The organism is Intrasporangium zincisolvens (assembly GCF_034724055.1).
Taxonomy (GTDB): domain Bacteria; phylum Actinomycetota; class Actinomycetes; order Actinomycetales; family Dermatophilaceae; genus Monashia; species Monashia zincisolvens.
Genome location: NZ_JAWIIL010000001.1, coordinates 551,317 through 572,182, shown reverse-complemented (window position 1 = coordinate 572,182; position 20,866 = coordinate 551,317). Strand labels below are relative to the sequence as shown.

At 74.2% G+C, this 20,866-nt stretch carries 24 protein-coding genes; 4 read left to right on the top strand and 20 right to left on the bottom strand.

The genetic code is table 11. The features are described 5' to 3' along the window. Positions 1 to 2: 2 nt before the first annotated feature. The gene (locus RY076_RS02605) at positions 3 to 569 is read right to left on the bottom strand and encodes a DinB family protein (RefSeq protein WP_323095889.1); all 567 of its coding nucleotides are present in this window, start codon (positions 567 to 569) and stop codon (positions 3 to 5) included. A 72-nt stretch (positions 570 to 641) separates the two neighbouring features. Between RY076_RS02605 and RY076_RS02600 the strand changes: the two genes are divergently transcribed. The 3 genes from RY076_RS02600 (at position 642) to RY076_RS02590 (ending at position 4,114) form a co-directional block, all read left to right on the top strand. After that, a complete protein-coding gene (locus RY076_RS02600) occupies positions 642 to 1,268 on the top strand; it encodes a LysE family translocator (protein ID WP_323095888.1) in 627 nt (208 codons plus the stop codon). Between the two features lie 84 nt (positions 1,269 to 1,352). Beyond that, a complete protein-coding gene (locus RY076_RS02595) occupies positions 1,353 to 2,816 on the top strand; it encodes an FAD-binding oxidoreductase (protein WP_323095887.1) in 1,464 nt (487 codons plus the stop codon). Continuing rightward, entirely contained in the window at positions 2,813 to 4,114 is a 1,302-nt protein-coding gene (locus tag RY076_RS02590; protein ID WP_323095885.1) for a cyclopropane-fatty-acyl-phospholipid synthase family protein, read from the top strand. The genes RY076_RS02595 and RY076_RS02590 overlap by 4 nt, the downstream gene beginning before the upstream one ends. 45 nt (positions 4,115 to 4,159) lie before the next feature. On the opposite strand, the gene RY076_RS02585 is transcribed toward RY076_RS02590, so the two are convergent. The 3 genes from RY076_RS02585 to RY076_RS02575 form a co-directional block, all read right to left on the bottom strand. Further along, positions 4,160 to 4,558: a VOC family protein gene (locus RY076_RS02585; protein WP_323095884.1), complete on the bottom strand. Its 399-nt coding sequence runs from the start codon at positions 4,556 to 4,558 to the stop codon at positions 4,160 to 4,162. Positions 4,559 to 4,564: 6 nt separating this feature from the next. Continuing rightward, complete coding sequence (locus RY076_RS02580; protein ID WP_323095881.1) at positions 4,565 to 4,825, bottom strand: metal-sensitive transcriptional regulator; 261 nt, start codon at positions 4,823 to 4,825, stop codon at positions 4,565 to 4,567. Positions 4,826 to 4,889: 64 nt separating this feature from the next. Continuing rightward, a complete protein-coding gene (locus tag RY076_RS02575) occupies positions 4,890 to 5,432 on the bottom strand; it encodes a hemerythrin domain-containing protein (RefSeq protein WP_323095880.1) in 543 nt (180 codons plus the stop codon). Between the two features lie 136 nt (positions 5,433 to 5,568). Between RY076_RS02575 and RY076_RS02570 the strand changes: the two genes are divergently transcribed. After that, positions 5,569 to 5,784 (top strand): ECF-type sigma factor, encoded by a 216-nt coding sequence (locus RY076_RS02570; RefSeq protein ID WP_461782302.1) that lies wholly within the window; start codon positions 5,569 to 5,571, stop codon positions 5,782 to 5,784. An 18-nt stretch (positions 5,785 to 5,802) separates the two neighbouring features. Here the strand turns inward: RY076_RS02570 and RY076_RS02565 are convergent, their stop codons facing one another. From RY076_RS02565 to RY076_RS02490, 16 genes are all read right to left on the bottom strand, one after another. After that, positions 5,803 to 6,462: a LutC/YkgG family protein gene (locus tag RY076_RS02565; protein WP_323095879.1), complete on the bottom strand. Its 660-nt coding sequence runs from the start codon at positions 6,460 to 6,462 to the stop codon at positions 5,803 to 5,805. Continuing rightward, positions 6,459 to 7,964, bottom strand: a complete 1,506-nt coding sequence (locus RY076_RS02560) for a LutB/LldF family L-lactate oxidation iron-sulfur protein (protein ID WP_323095878.1) — start codon at positions 7,962 to 7,964, stop codon at positions 6,459 to 6,461. The genes RY076_RS02565 and RY076_RS02560 overlap by 4 nt, the downstream gene beginning before the upstream one ends. Further along, entirely contained in the window at positions 7,961 to 8,728 is a 768-nt protein-coding gene (locus RY076_RS02555; protein ID WP_323095877.1) for a (Fe-S)-binding protein, read from the bottom strand. Before RY076_RS02555 ends, RY076_RS02560 begins: the two co-directional genes overlap by 4 nt. Before the next feature lie 16 nt (positions 8,729 to 8,744). Next, positions 8,745 to 9,362, bottom strand: coding sequence for a class I SAM-dependent methyltransferase (locus RY076_RS02550; RefSeq protein ID WP_323095875.1), 618 nt, complete (start codon positions 9,360 to 9,362; stop codon positions 8,745 to 8,747). 14 nt (positions 9,363 to 9,376) lie between these two features. After that, complete coding sequence (locus RY076_RS02545) at positions 9,377 to 10,387, bottom strand: alpha/beta fold hydrolase (protein ID WP_323095874.1); 1,011 nt, start codon at positions 10,385 to 10,387, stop codon at positions 9,377 to 9,379. Continuing rightward, a complete protein-coding gene (locus RY076_RS02540) occupies positions 10,384 to 11,622 on the bottom strand; it encodes an RNA polymerase sigma factor (RefSeq protein ID WP_323095873.1) in 1,239 nt (412 codons plus the stop codon). Before RY076_RS02540 ends, RY076_RS02545 begins: the two co-directional genes overlap by 4 nt. 25 nt (positions 11,623 to 11,647) lie before the next feature. Beyond that, positions 11,648 to 12,085, bottom strand: coding sequence for a YciI family protein (locus tag RY076_RS02535; protein ID WP_323095872.1), 438 nt, complete (start codon positions 12,083 to 12,085; stop codon positions 11,648 to 11,650). A gap of 121 nt (positions 12,086 to 12,206) precedes the next feature. Next, on the bottom strand, positions 12,207 to 12,602 hold the full coding sequence (locus RY076_RS02530) for a VOC family protein (protein WP_323095871.1): 396 nt from the start codon (positions 12,600 to 12,602) through the stop codon (positions 12,207 to 12,209). A 55-nt stretch (positions 12,603 to 12,657) separates the two neighbouring features. Beyond that, positions 12,658 to 13,668, bottom strand: coding sequence for a sugar phosphate isomerase/epimerase family protein (locus tag RY076_RS02525; RefSeq protein WP_323095870.1), 1,011 nt, complete (start codon positions 13,666 to 13,668; stop codon positions 12,658 to 12,660). 53 nt (positions 13,669 to 13,721) lie between these two features. After that, positions 13,722 to 15,128: an alkaline phosphatase family protein gene (locus RY076_RS02520; protein WP_323095868.1), complete on the bottom strand. Its 1,407-nt coding sequence runs from the start codon at positions 15,126 to 15,128 to the stop codon at positions 13,722 to 13,724. Next, positions 15,125 to 16,306 (bottom strand): metabolite traffic protein EboE, encoded by a 1,182-nt coding sequence (gene eboE / locus RY076_RS02515; protein WP_323095867.1) that lies wholly within the window; start codon positions 16,304 to 16,306, stop codon positions 15,125 to 15,127. The genes RY076_RS02520 and eboE overlap by 4 nt, the downstream gene beginning before the upstream one ends. Before the next feature lie 2 nt (positions 16,307 to 16,308). Next, positions 16,309 to 17,193 (bottom strand): TatD family hydrolase, encoded by an 885-nt coding sequence (locus RY076_RS02510; protein WP_323095866.1) that lies wholly within the window; start codon positions 17,191 to 17,193, stop codon positions 16,309 to 16,311. Positions 17,194 to 17,202: 9 nt separating this feature from the next. Next, a complete protein-coding gene (locus RY076_RS02505; protein WP_323095865.1) occupies positions 17,203 to 17,832 on the bottom strand; it encodes an EboA domain-containing protein in 630 nt (209 codons plus the stop codon). After that, on the bottom strand, positions 17,829 to 18,725 hold the full coding sequence (locus RY076_RS02500) for a sugar phosphate isomerase/epimerase family protein (RefSeq protein WP_323095864.1): 897 nt from the start codon (positions 18,723 to 18,725) through the stop codon (positions 17,829 to 17,831). Before RY076_RS02500 ends, RY076_RS02505 begins: the two co-directional genes overlap by 4 nt. Beyond that, entirely contained in the window at positions 18,722 to 19,660 is a 939-nt protein-coding gene (locus tag RY076_RS02495; RefSeq protein WP_323095863.1) for an SCO3242 family prenyltransferase, read from the bottom strand. Before RY076_RS02495 ends, RY076_RS02500 begins: the two co-directional genes overlap by 4 nt. After that, entirely contained in the window at positions 19,657 to 20,817 is a 1,161-nt protein-coding gene (locus RY076_RS02490) for an inositol-3-phosphate synthase (RefSeq protein WP_323095862.1), read from the bottom strand. Before RY076_RS02490 ends, RY076_RS02495 begins: the two co-directional genes overlap by 4 nt. Positions 20,818 to 20,866: the final 49 nt, after the last annotated feature.

The following is a 20,866-nucleotide window of genomic DNA, read 5'->3' as shown; positions in this document are numbered from 1 at the left end:
CGTCACTCCCCCGTGACGCCGTCGAGCGACTCGCGGATGAGGTCGGCGTGACCGTTGTGCCGCGCGTACTCCTCGATCATGTGCAGCAGGATCCACCGGAGGCTGAACTGGCGGCCCTCCTTGCGCGACGACACGACCGACAGCCGGTCCAGGCCGCCCGCCGCGAGCGCCTCGTCGATGTGGCCCCGGGCCGTCTCGACGGCCTCGTCCATGAGCCGGTGCAGCTCCTCCGGGCTGTCGCCCTTCGCCGAGGTCAGCTCCCAGTCGGGGTCGGCGTCCCAGTCGGCGGAGTCCCACGGCTCGCCCATCGGCCGCCCGTGCAGCACCCGGCCGAACCAGCTGGCCTCGTTGAGGGCGACGTGCTTGAGCAGACCGCCGAGGGTGAGCGTCGACGGTGGGTGCGGCGTCGCGAGCTGCTCGGCCGTCAGGCCGGCGGTCTTCCAGCGCAGGGTGTCGCGGTGGTAGTCGAGGAAGGCGACGAGCGTCGTGGCCTCGTCGGCGGCGAGCGGCGGCTCGGTGCGGGAGGGCTGGCCGGGCTCGGTGGCCCCGGGATCGGTCGAGTCGGTCATGGCGCCCGACGCTAGTGTCCGGCCCGCGGTAAACGCATGTCGTTATCGGGGCCGTGGGAGCACACTGGACCGGTGCCCAGCTCGAGCCAGTGGATCGCCTTCCTCGTCGCCTCGCTCCTGTTCATCCAGGTGCCGGGCCCGAGCCTGCTGTTCACCATCGGCCGCGCCCTGACCGTCGGTCGGCGTGAGGCGCTGCTGTCGGTCGTCGGCAACGCCCTCGGCGTCACGACTCAGGTGCTGCTCGTGTCGGTCGGCCTCGGCGCCGTCGTCGCGACGAGCACCACGGCCTACACGGCCGTCAAGGTCGCCGGTGCCGGCTACGTCATCTGGCTCGGCATCCAGGCCATCCGGCACCGCGCGGAGGCCCGCGAGGCGCTCGAGGCGCAGGTCGCCGCCAGGCGTGGCCACGCCCTGCGCATCGGCTTCGTCGTCGGGGTCACCAACCCCAAGACGATCCTCTTCTTCCTCGCCTTCCTGCCCCAGTTCACGAACACGTCGGCCGGGCACGTCGGCCTGCAGATGGCGGTGCTCGGCGTCGTCTTCGGGGCGATGGCCGTGTGCTCGGACAGCGTCTGGGCGCTCGCCGCGTCGAAGGCCCGTGACTGGTTCGCCCGCAACCCGGCCCGGCTCGACCGCCTCGGCGCAGCCGGCGGCACGATGATGGTCGGCCTCGGGGTCACGCTTCTGGCCCGCGAGTGACCGGGCCGCGGCCCGTCCCGGAGATTTTCGCGAGTGCCGGCGGTCCGCGTGCGGAGCCCGCTGCGGCCGTGCTTGAGTAGGACCGTGGCAACCGGTCAGGTCACGGCCCTGACGCGTCCGCCCGGCACGAGCGAGCGGCTGCGCGACCACGAGCGTGCCGTCGAGGACGCCCGTCGGTCCTTCGCGGCCATCCCCCCGGGGGCGCGCGTACGCCTGGCCAAAGGCACCTCGAACCTCTTCCGGTCCCGCACGCCGACCGACGCCCCCGGCCTCGACCTGTCGGGCCTCACCGGCGTCGTCGAGGTCGACCCGGTGGCCGGCACGGCGCGCGTCGGTGGCCTGACGACGTACGAGCAGCTCGTCGACGAGCTGCTGCCGCACGGCTTCGTGCCGCTCGTCGTGCCGCAGCTGCGGACCATCACCATCGGCGGGGCCGTCACCGGGCTCGGCATCGAGGCGGCCTCGTTCCGCAACGGGCTGCCGCACGAGTCGGTCCTCGAGATGCGGGTGCTCACCGGGGCCGGCGAGGTCGTCACCGCCACCCCCGAGGGCGAGCACGCGGAGCTCTTCCGGGCCTTCCCCAACTCCTACGGGTCGCTCGGCTACGTGCTCGACCTCGTCATCGAGCTCGAGCCCGCACACCCGTGGGTGCTGCTGCGGCACGTCCGGTTCGACGGCGTCGCGGCCCTCGCCGAGGCGGTCCGCGCCGTCATGTCTGACGGCGCCTGGTCGGGCGAGCGGGTCGACTTCGTCGACGGCGTCGTCTTCGGCCCGCGCGAGGCCTACCTGACGCTGGGGCGCTGGTCCGACGACCTGCCCGACGGGACGCGTCCGAGCGACTACACCGGCGAGCTCGTCTTCTACCGCTCGATCCAGCACCGGAGGACCGACGCGCTGTCGGCCCACGACTACCTCTGGCGCTGGGACACCGACTGGTTCTGGTGCAGCCGTGCCTTCGGGGCGCAGTCCCCGGCCGTGCGGAGGCTCTGGCCGAAGCACCTGCTGCGCAGCGACGTGTACTGGAAGATCGTCGCCCTCGAGAACCGGTACCACCCGATGGCCCGGCTCGACCGGCTCCGCGGCCTCCCCGCCCGCGAGCGCGTCGTGCAGGACGTCGAGATCCCCCTCGACCGCACGGCCGAGTTCGTCGAGTGGTTCCTGCGGGAGGTGCCGATCGAGCCGGTGTGGCTCTGCCCGATCCGGTTGCGCGACAAAGAACCCCACGCACCGTCTGGAGGCCCGGGCGCCGACGCGGAGGGGACGCCGTGGCCGCTCTACCCGATGCACCGGGGCGAGCCATACGTCAACGTCGGGTTCTGGTCGAGCGTCCCGATCGAGATGGGGGCCGCCGACGGCGACGTCAACCGCCGCATCGAGGACGAGGTGACGCGCCTCGGCGGCCACAAGTCGCTCTACTCCGACGCGTACTACGACGAGGCGACCTTCGCGCGCCTCTACGGCGGTGCCGCGTACACCGCAGCGAAGGACAGGTACGACCCCACGGGTCGGCTCCCGACCCTCTACGAGAAGGCGGTGCGAGCAGGATGACAACGCTGACGGTGGGCGAGGCGTTCGACCGGGTCTACGGGCCGGACGCCCCGGTGCGGTTGGTCGCGTGGGACGGGTCGGCCGGGGGCAGCCCCGACGGCCTCGTCGTGCGCCTCACCGGCCCTGACGCCCTGAACCATCTCGTGACGGCTCCCGGCGACCTCGGCCTGGCCCGGGCCTACCTGCTCGGCGAGCTCGTCATCGACGACATCGACGAGGGCGACCCCTACGCGGTGCTCCGGATGCTCGGCGACGGCCTGCGCCCCCGACGCCCGGGCGCGCGCGACCTGCTCGAGGTGGCACGCCTCGTCGGGGCGAAGGGCCTGCACGTGCCGACGATCCCCGCGGAGGAGACGCCCGGGCAGCTGCGGCGGCTCGCCCACGGCCTGCGCCATGGCCGCACCCGCGACGCGGAGGCGATCAGCCACCACTACGACGTGTCGAACGACTTCTACGAGCTCGTCCTCGGGCCCTCGATGACGTACACGTGCGCGTGCTACCCCACCGACACCGCCTCGCTCGAGGAGGCGCAGGCCTACAAGTACGACCTCGTGGCCCAGAAGCTCGGGCTCCGGCCGGGCATGCGGCTGCTCGACGTCGGCTGCGGCTGGGGCGGGATGGTGCGCCACGCGGTGCGCCACTACGGGGTCACGGCCCTCGGCGTCACCCTGTCGCGCGAGCAGGCGACGTGGGCCCAGCGCGCCATCACGGCCGAGGGGCTCGACGGGCGCGCCGAGGTGCGCCACGGCGACTACCGCGACGTCACCGAGCGCGGCTTCGACGCCATCAGCTCCATCGGCCTGACCGAGCACATCGGCGTGCGCAACTACCCGTCCTACTTCCGCTTCCTGCGCGAGCGGCTGCGCGACGAGGGCCGGTTGCTCAACCACTGCATCACCCGGTCGGACAACCGCCACGCCGGCCTGCCGGCCCGCGGCTTCATCAACCGGTACGTCTTCCCCGACGGCGAGCTCACCGGCTCCGGCGACATCGTCCAGGTCATGGAGGACGAGGGCTTCGAGGTGCGCCACCACGAGAACCTTCGCGAGCACTACGCCCGCACGTGCGGAGCCTGGAACGCCAACCTCTCCAAGAACTGGGAGCGCTGCGTCGAGCTGGCCGGCCTCGGCACGGCACGCGTCTGGGGCCTCTACCTGGCCGGCTCGCGGATCTCCTTCGAGCAGGGCGACATCCAGCTGCACCAGGTGCTCGCCTCGCGCACGAGCAGCGACGGCGCGTCGGGGTTCGCCTTGCGGCCGCGCTACGAGCCCAGCGACCTCGAGCGGCCGGTGGGCTGACGCGAGCCCGCCGCGTCCCGACGCGTCCCGACGCGGCCCGACGCGTCAGAGGTCGCCGGCCGCGCGGCGCTCGTCGTCGCTGCGCAGGATGCAGAACTCGTTGCCCTCCGGGTCGCCCATGACGACCCAGCCACGACCGTCGGCGGTGCGGCAGTCCTGCACGACGGAGGCACCGAGCGCCTCGACGCGGGCGACCTCCTCGTCGCGGGGGCGGTCGGTGGGTCGCAGGTCGAGGTGCACGCGGTTGCGCACCTGCTTGGCGTCACCGACCTCGATGAAGAGCAGCCGGTGCGACCCGTCGGGCGAGAAGATCATGCACTCCTCGTGGCCCGGCTCGTTGGGGTCGGCGGGGTCCTCGTGGTAGCCGAGGAGGTCGGCCCACCAGACGGACTGGGCGTGGGCGTCGAGGGCGTTGACGGTCGTGTGGGACAGCTGCAGCGCCATGGGCCCTCAGGCGAGCGAGAGGAACAGACGCTGCATCGTGTCGACGTCCATCTCGTTGTTGTCGGGGTCGGCGAGGCACTGCCGCAGGCCGAGGGCGATGACGGCGAAACCGGCCCGGTCGAGCGCCTTGGAGACCGCGGCGAGCTGGGTGACGATGTCCTGGCAGTCGCGGCCGTCCTCGATCATGCGGACGATGCCGCCGATCTGGCCCTGGGCACGGTTGAGCCGCTTGACGACGGCCTTCATCTCCTCGGGGTCGAGCTCCATCGACGGGCCTCCTGGTCTGGTCGGAACCCCCTGATGATACCCCTCGGCGTATCAGTCGAGCGGGTCAGTCCGAACCGCCGAGGTCGACGTCGTAGGCCTCGTGGAGCATGTCGTCGCCCTTGCTCCGGTGACGCACGAGCCGGGTGACGAGGCGCGCCACCTCCTCACGGAAGACCGGCAGGTCGGCCATGGTGCCGCCGTGCTCGAGGACCGCGAGGTAGCCGCGGATCGAGTCGCGCAGGCCGACGTGCTCGGCCCGGAGCCGGCCGGCGGGGCCCGAGAGGCGCGGGGCAGCGTGGGCGGCCCGCTCGTAGACGCCGCCGCTGCTCTCGGTGAGGCTGACGTGGTCGTCGAAGTCGTGGGACAGCTCGGCGAGTGCGGCGCGGACGCGCTCGCGCCACATCCCCCCGCGGGCGAGGGGCGAGTCGAGCGCCGCCCCGACGGCCGACATGGACTCGTGCAGCTCCGCGCGGTGCGCGCGGACGTGTGCGAGGTGGGCGGCCAGGCTCTCGGCCTCCGCCGTGGACACTGCCAGGCCTGCGGGCGTCACGGCATCGCCCGCGCTGCGGCCGGGGGTGTGCTGCTCGGTTCCGGTTCGTACGTCCATGGCGACCCCTCCATGCGCATCCATGGTCCACCCGCGATGCGAAGATCGTCCAGTCCCAGTTCGTCAACCGTGGTTGACGGCCGCGTTCGGGGCGCCTAGCCTCGTCAACACAGGTTGACATCGAAGGAGTTGACGGGTGGAGGTGGACGACGTGGTGCGCACCGCACTCGCGACCGGGGACGACGACCCTCGCGTGGCCCTCGCCGCAGCGCGCGAGCTGCGCCGGGCGGCCGACCGCACCGAGGCCACCGTCGTGCGGCGGGCGCGGATGGGCGGCATGGCCTGGACCGAGATCGCCGACGCGCTGGGCGTCAGCCGGCAGGCCGTCCACAAGAAGTACGGCCGCCGCTGAGCACCCCACCCGAACCGGTCAGCCGGCGAGGACGACGACGAGCGTCCGCGGGCCGTGGACGCCCTCGACTCGGCTCAGCTCGATGTCGCTCGTGGCCGAGGGGCCGCTGACGAACGTCAGCGGACGCGTCGGGTCGAGGCGGGCCAGCGCCTCCGGCACGGTCTGGACGACGTCGGCGACGCGCAGCACGCAGACGTGGACGTCGGGCACGAGCGTCAGGGCGCGGCGACCGCACGCGGGCGAGCCGTCGAGCACCACGGTGCCGGTCTCCGAGACGGCGACGACCGACGCGGTGACGACCGCGGCCACGACGTCGAGGTCGCGCGCGGCCAGGGAGCCGTCGTCCGGCCGGGACGCCAGCCCCTCCACCCACGCGACCGGCAGCCCGGGCGCGTGCAGCAGCGGGGGCACTGCGGAATCATCGTCGCCGATCCCTTTGCGGGACAATGCTTCCGACACCGCAGAGGCCACGGCGTCGCGGATCGAGACGTCGTCGGCACCGCACCGCACGACGGTGGCCCGATAGTCCTCGAGTCGGTCGACGAGCTGCGCGACGAGGGCGTCCGAGCCGGCCTCGTGCTCGCCGACGCGCCGGTACCCGCGCGGCACATCGGGCGCGTCCGGCGTCGGACCCAGGGCGTCGCGGACGCGCGCGAGCACCTCGTCGCGGGCGCTCACGACTCGTCCCCCTCTCCCCGCGTACGGGCCCACCAGTCGCGGAACGTCTCGGCGGGCAGGTCGGGGAGGTCGCGTGAGGCGGTCCACCCGGAGAACGGCGGCGGCAGGGGAACCACCGGCTTGCCGCCACGAATCCCCTTGCGCGCCTTGGTCGCCGCGCGCCCGGCCCGGGCGAACCGACTGGCATCGGCCATGACCCAGGCCACGGCTCGCATCGAGGCGGCCTCGGCCGTGGGCACGCGGTGGGTGTCGGCGTGCGCCTCGACGTGCTCGGCCCGCAGCCGCACGAGCTGGTCCGGGATCGGGATCTTGACCGGGCACACGTCGTAGCAGGCACCGCACAGCGACGAGGCGTACGGCAGCGAGTCGTTGGGGTGCGCGTCGCCGGTGCCGCCGTCGAGGCCGGTCAGCTGCGGCGACAGGATCGCCCCGATCGGGCCCGGGTACACCGACCCATACGCGTGACCGCCGACCCGCTCGTACACCGGGCACACGTTGAGGCAGGCCGAGCACCGGATGCAGTGCAGCGCCGACCGGCCCTGCTCGTCGGCGAGCACCCGGGTGCGGCCGTTGTCGAGCAGCACGAGGTGGAACTCCTGCGGGCCGTCGCCGGGCGTGACCCCGGCCCACGTCGACGTGTACGGGTTCATCCGCTCACCGGTCGAGCTGCGCGGCAGCAGCTGGAGGAACACCTCGAGGTCCTGCCACGTCGGCACGACCTTCTCGATGCCCATGACGGTGATGAGGGTGTCGGGCAGCGTCAGGCACATGCGGCCGTTGCCCTCCGACTCGACGACCGCGAGCGAACCGGTCTGGGCCACGGCGAAGTTCGCTCCCGATACGGCGACGCGTGCACGGAGGAACACCTCGCGCAGGTGCGCCCGGGCCGCGGCGGCGAGGACGGCGGGCTCGTCGGTGAGCGACGCGTCGACGCCGGGCATCTCGCGCACGAAGATGTCGCGGATCTCGGCGCGGCCGCGGTGGATGGCCGGCACGAGGATGTGCGAGGGCTTGTCGTGGCCGAGCTGCACGATGAGCTCGGCGAGGTCGGTCTCGTGCGCGGTGATGCCGGCGGCCTCGAGGGCCTCGTTGAGGCCGATCTCCTGGGTGGCCATCGACTTGACCTTGACGACCTCGTCGGCCCCGGTGGCGCGCACGAGGCCGGTGACGATCGCGTTGGCCTCGGCGGCGTCGCGGGCCCAGTGCACGTGGCCGCCGCGGGCGGTGACCTTGGCCTCGAGCTGCTCGAGCAGCTCGGGCAGCCGGGCCATCGTCGCGGCCTTGAGCGCGGCACCGGCGTCGCGCAGCGCCTCCCAGTCGGGCACCTCCCCCACGACCGCTGACCGCTTGGCGCGGATCGTCGCCGTGGCGTGCCCGAGGTTGCGGCGCAGCTGGGTGTCGGCGAGCGCCGCCCGGGCCGCGGTCGGGAAGGACCTGTCGCCGGCGAGATTGCCGTGCCCGGCGGGTGGCCGCAGGCCGGGCATGCCGAGGTGGGTCGTCATGCGCCCACCTCCCACGGCGCGTCCTGGGTGCTCGCGAGCACCTGCGCGAGGTGCACGGGGCGCACGCCGGTGCGCAGCCGGGCGAGTCCGCCGCCGATGTGCATGAGGCACGACGCGTCGCCGGCGGTCAGCACCTCGGCGCGGGTCTGGCGCACCGCCGCCATCTTGTCGGCGAGCATCGCCGTGGACGTGTCGGCGTTCTTGACGGCGAAGGTGCCGCCGAAGCCGCAGCACGAGTCGGCCGCGGGCAGCTCGACGAGGTCGATGCCCCGGACCGCGCGCAGCAGCTGCAGCGGCCGGTCGCCGACGCGGAGCATCCGCAGCGAGTGGCACGTCGGGTGGTAGGTGACACGGTGCGGGTAGGAGGCGCCGACGTCGGTGACGCCGAGCACGTCGACGAGCAGCTCGGACAGCTCGAACGTGCGGGCGGCCACCGCCTCGGCCCGCTCGGCGAGCGCGTCGTCGCCCGCGCGTCGGGCGAGCTCGGCGTGCTGGTGGCGCACCGACCCGACGCACGAGCCCGACGGTGCCACGACGGCCTCGACGCCGCCGGCGAGTGCGCGCTCGAACACCTCGACGTGGTGGCGCACGAGGCCCAGGGCGTCACGCTGGTACCCGGTGTTCGTGTGCATCTGGCCGCAGCACGTCTGGTCGGCGGGGAAGACGACCTCGTGGCCGAGGCGCTCGAGCAGCGCGGTCGTCGCACGTGGCACGTCGGGGAACAGGACGTCGCCGAGGCAGGTCGCGAACAGTCCGATGCGCACGGGCGGCTCCTCGTCCTCAGGCCCGGGTCAGCACGACGACGGTGTCGAGGGCCTCGCGCGGCCCGTCGTCGGTCTCGACGGGCCGTACCCGGATGCCCGAGTGCTCCACCGACACCGGCGGGCCGTCGACGAGGTCGAGCACCTCGTCGGGGTCGTGGAGCACCTCGCGTGAGCTCGGGCCGCCCCAGCCCTCGGTGAGGTTGCGGCCGGCGTGGCACACGACGACGACGTGCCCGCCGGGGCGGACCGCCTCGACGCCGGCGCGAAAGGCCGCCCGCATCTGCTCGCGCGGCAGCTGCAGGTAGGAGAAGAGCGCGAGGTCGAACGATGCAGGGTCGCCCGGCGCGGCCGTCGTCGCGTCGGCGACGAGCGGCGTCAGGCGCGACGTGTCGTCGCCGAGCAGCGCGGCTGCGCGGGCCCGCATCCGGTCGACGGCCACGGCCGAGTAGTCGGTGGCGACGACGCTCCAGCCCTGCTGCACCATCCAGAGGGCGTTGCGGCCCTCACCCGCCGCGACGTCGAGCGCGGAGCCCGGCGTCAGCGCGCCGACGATCTCGGCGACGAACCGGTTCGGCTCGGCCGACCACACGAGGTCGCTCGCGGCGTACCGCTCGTCCCAGGCGTTGGCGTCCACGGCATCCCCTTCGCTCAGGCCGGCCCGGCGGTGGGCCGGCGGACGTCGTGGGCGGCGCCGGCGTCACCGGCCGCGTCGACACCCTCGACGAAGGGCACGACCTCCGCGAGGAAGCGCTCGGGCACCTCGAGCTGCGGGGTGTGCCCGACGCCCTGCAGCCAGGCGGTCGACCAGCCCGGGTTGCGCGTGGCGGTGCGCTGCGCGGCGGCGAAGGGCACGAGCCGGTCGCGGTCGCCGTGCACGAGCAGCACGGGCCGGTCGACGCCGGAGATGAGCGCGTCGTAGCGACGCGGCCGGCGCAGCACGGCGAGCAACGAGCGCGCCGCGCCGAGGAACTCGGTGTCCTTGGCGGGCAGGTCGCCGCGCCACCGCGTCAGGGTGACGCCGGCGTCGATGACGTCCAGATCGGCGCGCGACGCGTCGGCGAAGCACAGCTGCACCGTGCCGAGCACGCGCTGGCGGTCGGTGTACCGGCTCTGCAGCCGCGACAGGAACAGCTCTCCGACGCGGGGCACCGCGTAGAGCGCGAACGTCACCGCGACCTGTCGGTCCTGACGCTGGCGCGGCGCCGGGAGAGCCGGGTCGACGAGCACGAGGCCGGCCACGCGCTCGGGCGACCGGTCCGCGAGCAGCAGCGAGACCATGCCGCCCATCGAGTTGCCGACGAGCACCGCCGGAGCCCCGACGACCTCGTCGAGGAACCGGCCGAGCACGTCCGCGTTGGCCTGGACGCTCGTCGAGCGGCCGCCGGACGGGGTCAGCCCGAAACCGGGCAGGTCGAGGGCGACGACGCGGCGCCCCGCCGCGAGCGCCGGGCCGACGTGCACCCAGTTGAGGTGCGAGCCGCCGAGGCCGTGCACGAGCACGACCGGCGTGCCCGACGCGTCGGAGGTGCGGCTGCCGGGGCTACCCTCGGGCGGGTCGAACTCGACCCAGTGCACCGGCCCGTCGAGGTCGGTGACGTGGCTGCGGGCGCCCCACGGCGCCGCGAGGTCGAACGGGGCGTCGCCCGGGATCGCGCTCACCCCAGCAATCTACGACTCCCGGCGGCTCGGGAGGCGAGGTGGGCCGACTCGGTGGCGTTGTCGCTCGACGCCGCCGCCCGGTCCCACTCCCCCGCGGCGTCCGCGTGGCGGCCGAGGCGTCCGATCAGGTCGGCGCGCACGGCGTGGAAGGACGTGTACCCCTCGAGGGCCAGCGGCTCGACGAGCGCCAGCCCGGCCGCCGGCCCGTCGACCTCCGCCACGGCGACGGCCCGGTTGAGGCGCACGACGTCCGTCGGCACGACGGCGAGCAGCTGGTCGTAGAGGGCGAGGACCTGGCGCCAGTCGGTGTCGGCGGCGCTCGCGGCGTCGGTGTGCACGGCGTTGACCGCCGCCTGCAGCTGGTACGGGCCGGGCGCACCGCGTCGCAGGCAGGCCCGGACGATCGCGTGGCCCTCGGCGATCGCCGCGTGGTCCCAGCGGGAGCGGTCCTGGTCGGCGAGGCGGACGAGCGCGCCGGACGCGTCGGTCCGGGCCGGGCGTCGGGCCTCGGTGAGGAGCATGAGCGCGAGCAGGCCCGCAGCCTCGGGTTCGTCGGGCATCAGCTCGACGAGGACGCGGCCGAGCCGGATGGCCTCGGCCGCGAGGTCGGGCCGGCCGAGGTCGTCGCCGGAGCTCGCGGTGTGGCCCTCGGTGAAGACGAGGTAGACGACGGCGAGGACCGAGGCGAGCCGGTCGGGGAGGTCGGCGTCGCGGGGTACCCGGTAGGGGATGCCGGTGTCGCGGATCTTCTTCTTGGCCCGCACGATCCGCTGCGCCATCGTCGCCTCGGGCACGAGGAAGGCGTGGGCGATCTCGGGGGTGCTGAGCCCGCCGAGGAGCCGCAGGGTCAGCGCGACGCGCGCCTCGGGGGCGAGCGCCGGGTGGCAGCACGTGAAGACGAGCCGCAGGCGGTCGTCGCGCACGGGGCCCTCCTTCCACTGGTCGTGCAGGGTGTCGTCGGACGCCGTGAGCAGGGCCGACTCGGCGTGCTTGCCGTCGCGCACGGCCTCGCGCCGGAGCCGGTCGACGGCCCGGTTGCGGGCGGTCGTGATGATCCAGCCGGCCGGGCTCGGGGGCAGGCCGTCGCGGGGCCAGCGCTCGACGGCGACGGTGAAGGCGTCCTGCACCGCGTCCTCGGCGAGGTCGATGTCGCCGAGGACGCGGATGAGGACCGCCACCGCCCGCCCGTGCTCCTGCCGGAAGACGCGGGCGATGTCGTCGCTCGTGACCGGCATGCGCGGCGGGTGCACCGGGTCGCGCTCAGCCGGCCTCGGGCCGCTGGCCCGGGTCGTCCATGTCGACGAAGGGGCGGATCTCGACGGCGAGCCCGGTGGCCTTCGCCGTGCGCTGCGCCCAGCCGAGGGCGACGTCGTAGTCGGGCGCCCGGACGATGGTGAGCCCGCCGAGGTGCTCCTTGGCCTCGAGGAACGGGCCGTCGGTGAGCACGGCCTCGCCGGTGCCGCTCGTGCGGATCGTCGTGGCCGCGGACAGGTCGCCGAGGCCGCCGGCGAAGACCCAGCCGCCGGCCGCGCGGATGTCGGCGTTGATCGCCTCGAGCTCGGCCATGATCGGGCCGAGGACCTCCGGGGGCGGCGTCGGTCCGTCCGGTGAGTAGAGCGTGATGAGGTAGGTCCGCATCGGGGTGCCTGTCGCAGTCGTCGTGCCGGTGGTCGAACCGGTGGAAGCCGTGGTCGTCATCGTCGTGCCTCTCGGTCGTGAGGTGCGGAGCGGGACGGTTCGCCTGCTCTCACCCTCTACACGAACGCGCCGGGTGGCAATCGACAGGCGCCGACGACTTTCTCGGCTGAGTCGATGCCGGTCAGGACGCGGGGCGCGGGCGCTGCTCGACGAGGCCGACGAGGTTGCCCTCGGGGTCGGTGACGAACGCCATCCACTCGTCGGTGCCGGCGGGGCCGAGCGTGTCGTCGTCGTGACCGAAGATGACGTGCGGCTCGGACTCGACGGAGACCCCGGCCCCGCGCAGCCGCTCCACCGTGGCCTCGATGTCGTCGACGCGGTGGTAGAGCAGCGCGCTCGGGGCGCCGCGGTCGAGCAGGAGCCGCACGCCGCCGCGGTCGAAGAAGACGAGACCCGGCGGGTCGAACGAGGCCACGGGCGCGGTGCCGAGCAGGTCGGCGTAGAACGCGGTGGCACGGGCGAGGTCGTCGGCGTGCAGGGCGACCTGGACGAGTGGGCTGCCGGCGTCGATGGCCATGGGCCGAGGGTATCCCGGCCCATGGCCGCTGGCGGTTCGGCGGCGCGCGGAGGCGTCAGTCCTTGCTGCTGCTGAAGGCGGCGTCGAAGGCCGCCTCGGGGCGCTCGAAGTTCAGCGCCCGGACGTACTCGAGCGCACCGGGCGCTCCGACGAGACGGTCCATGCCGGCGTCCTCCCACTCGATGGAGATGGGGCCGTCGTAGCCGATGGCGTTGAGGGTGCGGAAGCAGTCCTCCCACGGCACGTCGCCGTGCCCGGTGGAGACGAAGTCCCAACCCCGACGCGGGTCGCCCCACGGCAGGTGCGAGCCGAGACGACCGTTGCGGCCGTTGCCGATCCGCTTGCGGGTGTCCTTGCAGTCGACGTGGTAGATCCGGTCCTTGAAGTCCCAGATGAACGCCGCCGGGTCGAGGTCCTGCCAGACCATGTGGCTCGGGTCCCAGTTGAGGCCGAACGCCTCGCGGTGCCCGATGGCCTCGAGCGTGGCGACGGTGCTCCAGTAGTCGTACGCGATCTCGCTCGGGTGCACCTCGTGGGCGAACCGCACGCCGACCTCGTCGAAGACGTCGAGGATCGGGTTCCAGCGTCGGGCGAAGTCGGAGTACCCCTCCTGGATGACGGCGTCGGACACCGGCGGGAACATGGCGACGTACTTCCACACGGCCGAGCCGGTGAAGCCGATGACGGTGTCGACGCCGAGCTTCGCCGCGGCGCGCGCCGTGTCGGCCATCCGCTCGGCGGCCCGCTGCCGGACGCCCTCGGGGTCGCCGTCGCCCCACACGGCAGCGGGCAGGATGTCCTGGTGACGCTGGTCGATGGGGTCGTCGCACACGGCCTGGCCCACGAGGTGGTTGGAGATCGCCCACACGTTGAGGTCGTGCTTCGCGAGGATCTCGAGGCGCGACTCGACGTAGCCGTCCTCGGTCAGGGCGCGGTCGACCTCGAAGTGGTCGCCCCAGCAGGCGATCTCGAGGCCGTCGTAGCCCCACTCCCCCGCGAGGCGGCACACCTCCTCGAAGGGCAGGTCGGCCCACTGGCCGGTGAAGAGGGTGATCGGTCGAGCCATGTGAGTCTCCTTGGCGCTGTTCGGGTCGAGCGGGTCGAGCTGGTGAGGGGTGGTCAGGACGCGGCGACGGTCTCGGCGACAGGTGCGACGGCGACGCCGGCGGCCTCGAGCACGAGGTCGTGGACGTCCGTCGCGGCCACCGTCTCACGCTGCAGGCCGCTCAGGGCGGGGTCGGACGCGATGAGCACCGGCCCGTCCTCGGGGTCCTCGGGCAGGCGTCCGTGGCTGCCCCTGACCCACCGCGGGTCGAGCGGCACGACGCTCATCGCGTACCGCAGGCCGGCCTTCTTGCGGACGAGCGACAGGGCGGCGCGCGCCTTGGCCGAGCGGTCGGCGGGGTCGAAGAAGAGCTCGGCCGGGTCGTAGCCGGGCTTGCGGTGGATCTCGACGCCGCGGGCGAAGTCGGGCGCGCGCCGGTCGTCGAGCCAGTAGTAGTAGGTGAACCAGGCCTTCGGCTCGGCGACGAGCACGAGGTCGCCGCTGCGTTCGTGGTCCAGGCCGTGCTCGGCCTGCCCGGCCCGGTCGAGGACGAGGTCGACCCCGGGGACGGCCGCGAGCAGCGTCCGCACCTGCTCGAGACGCTCGGGGTCGCGGACGTACACGTGTGCCACCTGGTGGTCGGCGACGGCGAAGGCCTGCGAGGCCCACGGGTCGAGGTACTCCATGCCGGCCTGGGTGTGCACCTCGAGCAGCCCCTCGCGGCGTAGCACCCGGTTGACGTCGACGGGCTGGTCGACCTCGGTGATGCCGTACTCGCTGACGACGAGCACCGTGACGCCGAGGCGCTCGGCGTCGTCGAGGAGCGGGGCGAGCACGTCGTCGAGCTCGCGGGCGGCCGCTCGTGCCTCGGGCGAGGTCGGGCCGAACCGCTGGAGGTCGTAGTCGAGGTGCGGCACGTAGGCGAGGGTGAGGTCGTGCTCGGGCAGCAGCACCCGCGTCGCCTCGACGATCCAGCGCGACGACGCGATCGAGGCCGTCGGCCCCCAGTACTGGAACAACGGGAACGGCCCCAGACGGGCGGTCAGCCTGTCGTGCAAGGACGCCGGGCGGGTGTAGCAGTCCGGCGACTTGCGGCCGTCGGCGTGGTAGACCGGCCGCGGGGTGACGATCGAGTCGACGTCCATCCCCATCGCGTACCACCAGCAGACGTTCGCGACGCGGGCGCCGGGGTGGGCGCGGCGCAGCGCGTCCCACACCTTCTCGCCCTCGACGAGCGCGTTGTGCTGGCGCCAGAGGAAGACCTCGCCGAGGTCGCGGAAGTACCAGCCGTTGCCGACGGAGCCGTGGTCGACGGGCAGGCGCCCGGTGAGGAAGGTCGACTGCACCGAGCAGGTCACGGCGGGCAGCACGGTGCCCAGGGTCGACTGGGCGCCGGCCTCGGCGAGCCGGCGCAGACGCGGCATGTCGCGCAGCGCGCGCGGCGTCAGGCCGACGACGTCGAGCAGGAGGACGGGTTTCATGCGGGCTCCTTGAGGCCGAGGTCGATGAGGGTGTCGCGCAGCCAGGCGAGCTCGCCGGCGATGCTGCGGGCGAGGCCGGCGTCGTCACGGGGCCGGTGCCGTTCGGGCACGACGGTCCACGTGTACGTCTCGACCTCTAGGTGGTCGGTGCGGGCGGTGGCGCCGCCGACGAGCGCGTCGAGCGAGCGGCGCAGGTCGTCGGTCGTTGCCGCCAGCGGCGGTTCCGGCGCGGTGCCGAGCGGCACGTGGAAGTGGACGCGCCACGGCTCGTCGGCGTGGGCGCCCAGGGGGCGGCGTCCACCGAGTGCCTCGCCCAGGTCGTCGCGGGCCCGGACCAGCCCGGCGTGGTCGCGCGAGCGCACCTGGTGCAGGAAGCGCTCCTCGTCGAAGGCGGCGAGGGCGGTGCGCGTGGCCGGGTCGGTCGGGTCGGCGGCGTGCAGCCCGGCCGACACCTGCGCCTTGGCCACGCCGATCTCCGACGCGTCGAGCGCGGCGAGGGCGTCGGTGGCGTCCTCGAAGCCGACGGCGAGGTGGCAGAGGTCGAGGCAGGTGCCGATGACGTCTCGGTCCCAGCCGCAGGTGCGCTCGACGAGGTCGGCGACGGTCTCGACGACGCAGCCCGGCTCGGGCTCGAGGGCGACGCGGACGGTGCGGCCGGTGCGGTCGCGCAGGGCGTGCAGGTGCTCGGCGAGGCGCTCGAACTGCTCTGCGGCGAGGGCCTGCCGGTCGCCGAACCACGGGTGTCGCCAGCCGAGCGGCAGCGTCGAGATGCTGCCGCGAGCGGCGTCGTCGGGCAGCAGGCGCGACAGGATGTCGGCGAGGTCGGTCGTGTAGCGCAGGCGGGCGGGCTCGCTCCAGTCCGGGTGGTAGACGCGGTGCTTGACGACCGGCTCCTGGAACCCGCGGTACGGGAACCCGTTGAGCGTCACGACCTCGAGGCCGCGGCGGTCGAGCTCGGCACGGAGGCGGTCGGTCAGCGAGGCATCGCCGGCGAGGGCGTGCGCCACCGGGGCGCTGAGCCACAGCCCGACGCCGAGGACGTCGGCCCCGAGGTGCTGCCGCACCGGCAGCGCGAACCGGTCGAGCTGGCCGACGATGGTGTCGAGGTCCTCGCCGCCGTGCACGTTGGTGCAGTAGGCGACGTGGACCGTCGTGCCGTCGGCGTGCTGGAGTCGCACGGCTACTCCCTTGCCCCGCGCAGCACCGAGTTGCCTTCATACGTCGAGGCGCCCGCGCCCACGAGCTCGCCGGCGGCTGACGCGTCGATGTCCTCGGGCAGCTCGAGCCGGCCGCTCTGGGCGAAGAACTCGACGGGGTTGCGCCACAGCACGCGGTCGACGTCGTCGTCGTTGAACCCGGCCCGGAGCATCGCCTGGCCGGTGCGCCACGTCTTGAGCGGGTCGCTGTTGCCCCAGTCGGCGGCCGAGTTGACGAGCATCCGCTCGAGGCCGTGCTCGCGCAGGATCGCGACCATGCGCTCCTCGTCCATCTTCGTGTCGGGGTAGACGGAGAAGCCCATCCAGCACCCCGACTCGGCGACCGCGCCGACGGTCACCTCGTTGAGGTGGTCGACGAGGACGCGGCCCGGCTCGAGGCCCGACTCCCGCACGACGTCGAGGGTGCGACGCGTGCCGGAGAGCTTGTCGCGGTGCGGCGTGTGCACGAGGGCCGGCAGCCCGTGCTCGACGGCGAACGCGAGCTGCGCGGCGAAGACGTCGTCCTCCTCGGGCGTCATGCTGTCGTAGCCGAGCTCGCCGACGGCGACGACGCGGTCCTTGGCGAGGTAGCGCGGCAGCTCGGCGAGCACCTCGCGACAGCGGGCGTCGTTGGCCTCCTTGGGGTTGAGGCCGATCGTCGCGTGGTGGGTGATGCCGTACTGCGAGGCCCGGAACGGCTCCCACCCCAGGAGTGCGTCGAAGTAGTCGCAGAAGGTACCGACGGTGGTGCGCGGCTGGCCGAGCCAGAACGACGGCTCGACGACGGCCCGGACGCCGGCCTCGTGCATGCGCTTGTAGTCGTCGGTGGTCCGCGAGGTCATGTGGATGTGGGGGTCGAAGATGCGCACGGCTGCTCCTCAGCGGTCGGTCGGGTCGGTCGGGTCGGTCGCGACGGTGATGTCGGCGCTGGCGGTGCGGGCTGCCTCGAGCACGGTCGACGCGTCGCTCGGCACGGTGCGCCCGGCCGCGAGACGCTCGGCGGCGTAGTCGGTGACCATGCGGGCCAGCTCGGCGTCGGCGCGCTCGGCGAGCCCGGCGACGGCCGCCACGGGCACGCCGGTGAAGAGCACTTTGAGGACGGCCTGCCGCCACCCGTGCTGGTCGAGGTGACGGGCCGCGTAGGGGCCGAGCGCTGCCTCGACGAGCCGGGTGTCGTTGGTGCGCAGGGCGTCCCGCACGACCGGGAGCGCCCTGTCGCCGACCGGGTGGGCCCGGTCAGGTGCGTCGAGGGCGTCGAGGGCGCGCAGCATCGCGAGCCGCTCGGCGGTGTCACCGCGCTCGTACGCGCGGACGACCCGGCGGGCCGTGTCGTCGGCGGGACCGGGCAGCGCGAGCAGCAGCAGGCGGCGGTCGGCGTCGCCGTCGCGCCCGGCGCGGGCCGCGAGCCTGGCGGCCGGGGTGAAGTGGCGCTCGAGGCTGTCGGGGTCGCGCGTCACCTCGGCGAGCGCGTCGTGCAGGGCCGTGTCGGGGTCGAGGTCGGTGGTCACGAGGGCACCTCCTGGAGGGCGGGATGGGTGGTGGGCCGGCGGGCGGGGAGGGCACCGGCCGCGCGCTCGGCGGCGCGGAGGAAGCGCAGGCTCTGCGCGGCGAGCGTCGGTGCGGCCCAGGGGTGGCGGGGCAGCTCGACGGACACGAGGCCGCGGTAGCCGACGGCCCGGAAGGCGGCGAGCACGGGCGGCACGTCGACCTCGCCCTCGCCGAAGGGCAGGTGCTCGTGCACACCACGGCGCATGTCGTCGATCTGCACGTTGGCCAGGTGCGAGCCGGCGGCCAGGACGACGGCGGCCGGGTCGTCGTCCTCGACGCACCGCAGGTGGCCGACGTCGATGGTGAGTCGCAGGCGGTCCGGCTCGCCGAGGCGCCGGCGCAGGTCGAGCACGTCGGCGACGCGCTCGAGCACCATGCCGGGCTCGGGCTCGACCGCGAGGTCGACGCCGTGCTCCCGCGCCACGGGCAGGACCTGCGCGATGCCGTCGTCGACGCGTCGGACGAGCTCGGCGGTCGGCACCCCGACGGGCGCCACCCCGCTCCAGCACGACACCACCGGGGCACCGAGCTCGGCGGCGATGCGTACGGCGCGGTGCAGCAGGTCGACCCGACGCTCGCGGCCCGCGTCGGACACGAGCGTCGGCTCGTGCTTGGCGCGCGGGTCGAGGAGGAACCGGGCACCGGTCTCGACGACGACGTCCAGGGCGTGCCGGTCGAGCAGCGCCCGCACCCGGCGGACGCGTGCTGCGACGTCGCGCGCGTACGGGTCGAGGTGCGCGTGGTCGAGGGTGAGCGCGACGCCGTCGTAACCGAGGTCGGCGAGCAGCGAGAGCGCGTCCTCGAGCCGGTGGTCGGTGAACCCGTTGAGGCCGTAGCCGAAGCGCAGGCTCATGTCGGCGACACCACCCGCATCGCAAGGCGTCCCACAGGGACCGACGCCGCGAGCGCCAGCGCGACCTCGGGGCGTCCGCGGCCGGCGACGAGCGAGCCCTGGAGGGGCACGAACCCGCGGATGCCGTGGCCCGTGGCGCGCCGGACCGTCGCCGCATCGGGAGACCGGACGGCGTCGAGCTGCGCGCGCAGGACGCCGCGGGCGTACCAGGCGGCCATCCCCGTCGACAGGGCGAGCGAGCCGGCCCGGCGCACCCGCGAGCCGCGTCGGGCGTTACCCGGCCCGACCGGACCGACGAGCCCGGCCAGCCCGGCCCGGCCGCCGACGAGCGCGCTCGCCGCGGCGACGGCGGCGGTGCCGATCGCCACGGCTCGCGCCGTCGACACCGAGCCGCCGTGCACCTCGCCGCGGCTCAGCGCCGTGACGCCGGCCGTGTGCGCGCCGACGAGGGCGGCCGGCACGGCCGCCGTGCGGATCCCCGCGAGTCCGCCCGCACTCGCCCCGAGCGCGACGTCGAGGGCACGCGTCGAGGCCATCGTCGCCGCCCCGAGCGGGCCGTCCTTGGGGCCGAGGTCGTAGGCCCACACGGCGGCGGCGAGCAGCGTGGCCACGGCCGCGCCGGCGCGTCCCGCCGCGACGCCGGCCACGGCAACCCCGCCGACGGTCAGGCCGGCGGCCACGCCGAGGGCGGTGCGGGCCGGCACGCGTCCCGACGGGATCGGCCGCTCCGGCCGCTCGGTGGCGTCGAGGTCGCGGTCGGCCCAGTCGTTGAGGGCCATGCCCGCCCAGTAGAGGCACGTCGACGCGACCGGCAGCAGCAGGGTGCGGCGCCCGCCCGGCCAGCCCGCCGCCGCGGCCCCGGAGAGGGTGTCGCCGGGCACCGTGAGGGCCGCCGGCGCCCGCACCAGCTCGGCGAGGTCGCGCAGCGTGGTCACGACGACGCCGCTCCCTCGCCGCCGACCACCCAGTCGCGCAGCGTCACGAGCTGCTCGAAGAGCCGGTGCTCGTCGGAGCCGACCGGGTCCTTGAAGAAGAAGCCCCACTCCGGCACGGGGCCGACGTGGCCACGCTGGAGGGCGAGGCCGGCGAGCCGGGCCAGGTCGATGACGAGGGGCGCGGCGAGCGCGGAGTCGCAGCCCTGCCAGGTGAACTGGAGAGACATCCGGGTGCCGAGGAACCCGGAGAAGGTCACGTGGTCCCAGGCGGTCTTCCAGTCGCCGAGGTCGGTGATGTTGTCGATGTGCACCGGCCCCTCGACCGGGTAGCCGAGCATCGCCTCGAGGCCCTTGGCCTTGCTGCGCGATTTGCTCTCGCGCGCGTCGGGGTCGGCGAGGGTGGCGCCGTCGCCGCCACCGAGCAGGTTCGCCCCGGCCCACGAGCGCACCCGCAGCGAACGGGCCGCGAACATCGGGGCGAGGACCGTCTTGACCAGCGTCTCGCCGGTCTTGCCGTCGCTGCCGCCCCACGGCACGGCGTGGCGCTCGGCCAGCTCGGCCAGCGCCGGCAGCCGCGCGCCGGTCGACGGCGTGAAGTCGACGAAGGCGGCTCCGGCCAGGAAGGCAGCAGCCGCGTACACGGCGCTCGACGGCAGAGGGGAACCGCCTGCGTCCCAGGAGGACTCGAGCGCGGACAACGACGCGTGCGTGGCGTCGGCGTCGGCCGGCGGCTCGGTCGAGGACACGTTGACGACGACGACCCGCGCCAGCCCCTCCACGCGTCGGAAGTCGGAGATGTCGGCGGCGAGCCGGCGCACTGCGTCGCCCTGCGGCTCGGCACCGGGCACGTAGCCGGGTCGCAGCCGGGCGTCGACGCGCTCGAGCTCGTCGTGCACGAGCGGCAGGGCGGCGCCGGGCACGACGCCGGCGTCCGCGAGCATCGCCGCCCGCTTGACGAGGGGCACCTCCGCGACGTCGTGGCCGCCGAGCACGATCCGGTCGAGCCCGGTCACGTGCTCGCGCAGGCCCGCCTGCTCGGTGACGAGCCCGTCCGGCCCGCTGCCGCCCGCCGCGATCATCGCGAGCCCGGTGGCCACCGTCGTCGCGACGCTGCCGCGGGCCCCGACGAGCCAGAGGCCGGTCCTGTCGTTGCTCATGTCGATCTCCTTCGATCTGCCGTGGCCCCCCACGTGATGCCGTCCCGTT

Coding starts and splice junctions, on each gene's coding strand:
- RY076_RS02605 (WP_323095889.1), bottom strand. CDS start 569: ATGACCGACTCGACCGATCCCGGGGCCACCGAGCCCGGCCAGCCCTCC.
- RY076_RS02590 (WP_323095885.1), top strand. CDS start 2,813: ATGACAACGCTGACGGTGGGCGAGGCGTTCGACCGGGTCTACGGGCCG.
- RY076_RS02585 (WP_323095884.1), bottom strand. CDS start 4,558: ATGGCGCTGCAGCTGTCCCACACGACCGTCAACGCCCTCGACGCCCAC.
- RY076_RS02580 (WP_323095881.1), bottom strand. CDS start 4,825: ATGGAGCTCGACCCCGAGGAGATGAAGGCCGTCGTCAAGCGGCTCAAC.
- RY076_RS02575 (WP_323095880.1), bottom strand. CDS start 5,432: ATGGACGTACGAACCGGAACCGAGCAGCACACCCCCGGCCGCAGCGCG.
- RY076_RS02560 (WP_323095878.1), bottom strand. CDS start 7,964: ATGACGACCCACCTCGGCATGCCCGGCCTGCGGCCACCCGCCGGGCAC.
- RY076_RS02540 (WP_323095873.1), bottom strand. CDS start 11,622: ATGCCGGTCACGAGCGACGACATCGCCCGCGTCTTCCGGCAGGAGCAC.
- RY076_RS02535 (WP_323095872.1), bottom strand. CDS start 12,085: ATGACGACCACGGCTTCCACCGGTTCGACCACCGGCACGACGACTGCG.
- RY076_RS02530 (WP_323095871.1), bottom strand. CDS start 12,602: ATGGCCATCGACGCCGGCAGCCCACTCGTCCAGGTCGCCCTGCACGCC.
- RY076_RS02525 (WP_323095870.1), bottom strand. CDS start 13,668: ATGGCTCGACCGATCACCCTCTTCACCGGCCAGTGGGCCGACCTGCCC.
- RY076_RS02520 (WP_323095868.1), bottom strand. CDS start 15,128: ATGAAACCCGTCCTCCTGCTCGACGTCGTCGGCCTGACGCCGCGCGCG.
- RY076_RS02500 (WP_323095864.1), bottom strand. CDS start 18,725: ATGAGCCTGCGCTTCGGCTACGGCCTCAACGGGTTCACCGACCACCGG.
- RY076_RS02490 (WP_323095862.1), bottom strand. CDS start 20,817: ATGAGCAACGACAGGACCGGCCTCTGGCTCGTCGGGGCCCGCGGCAGC.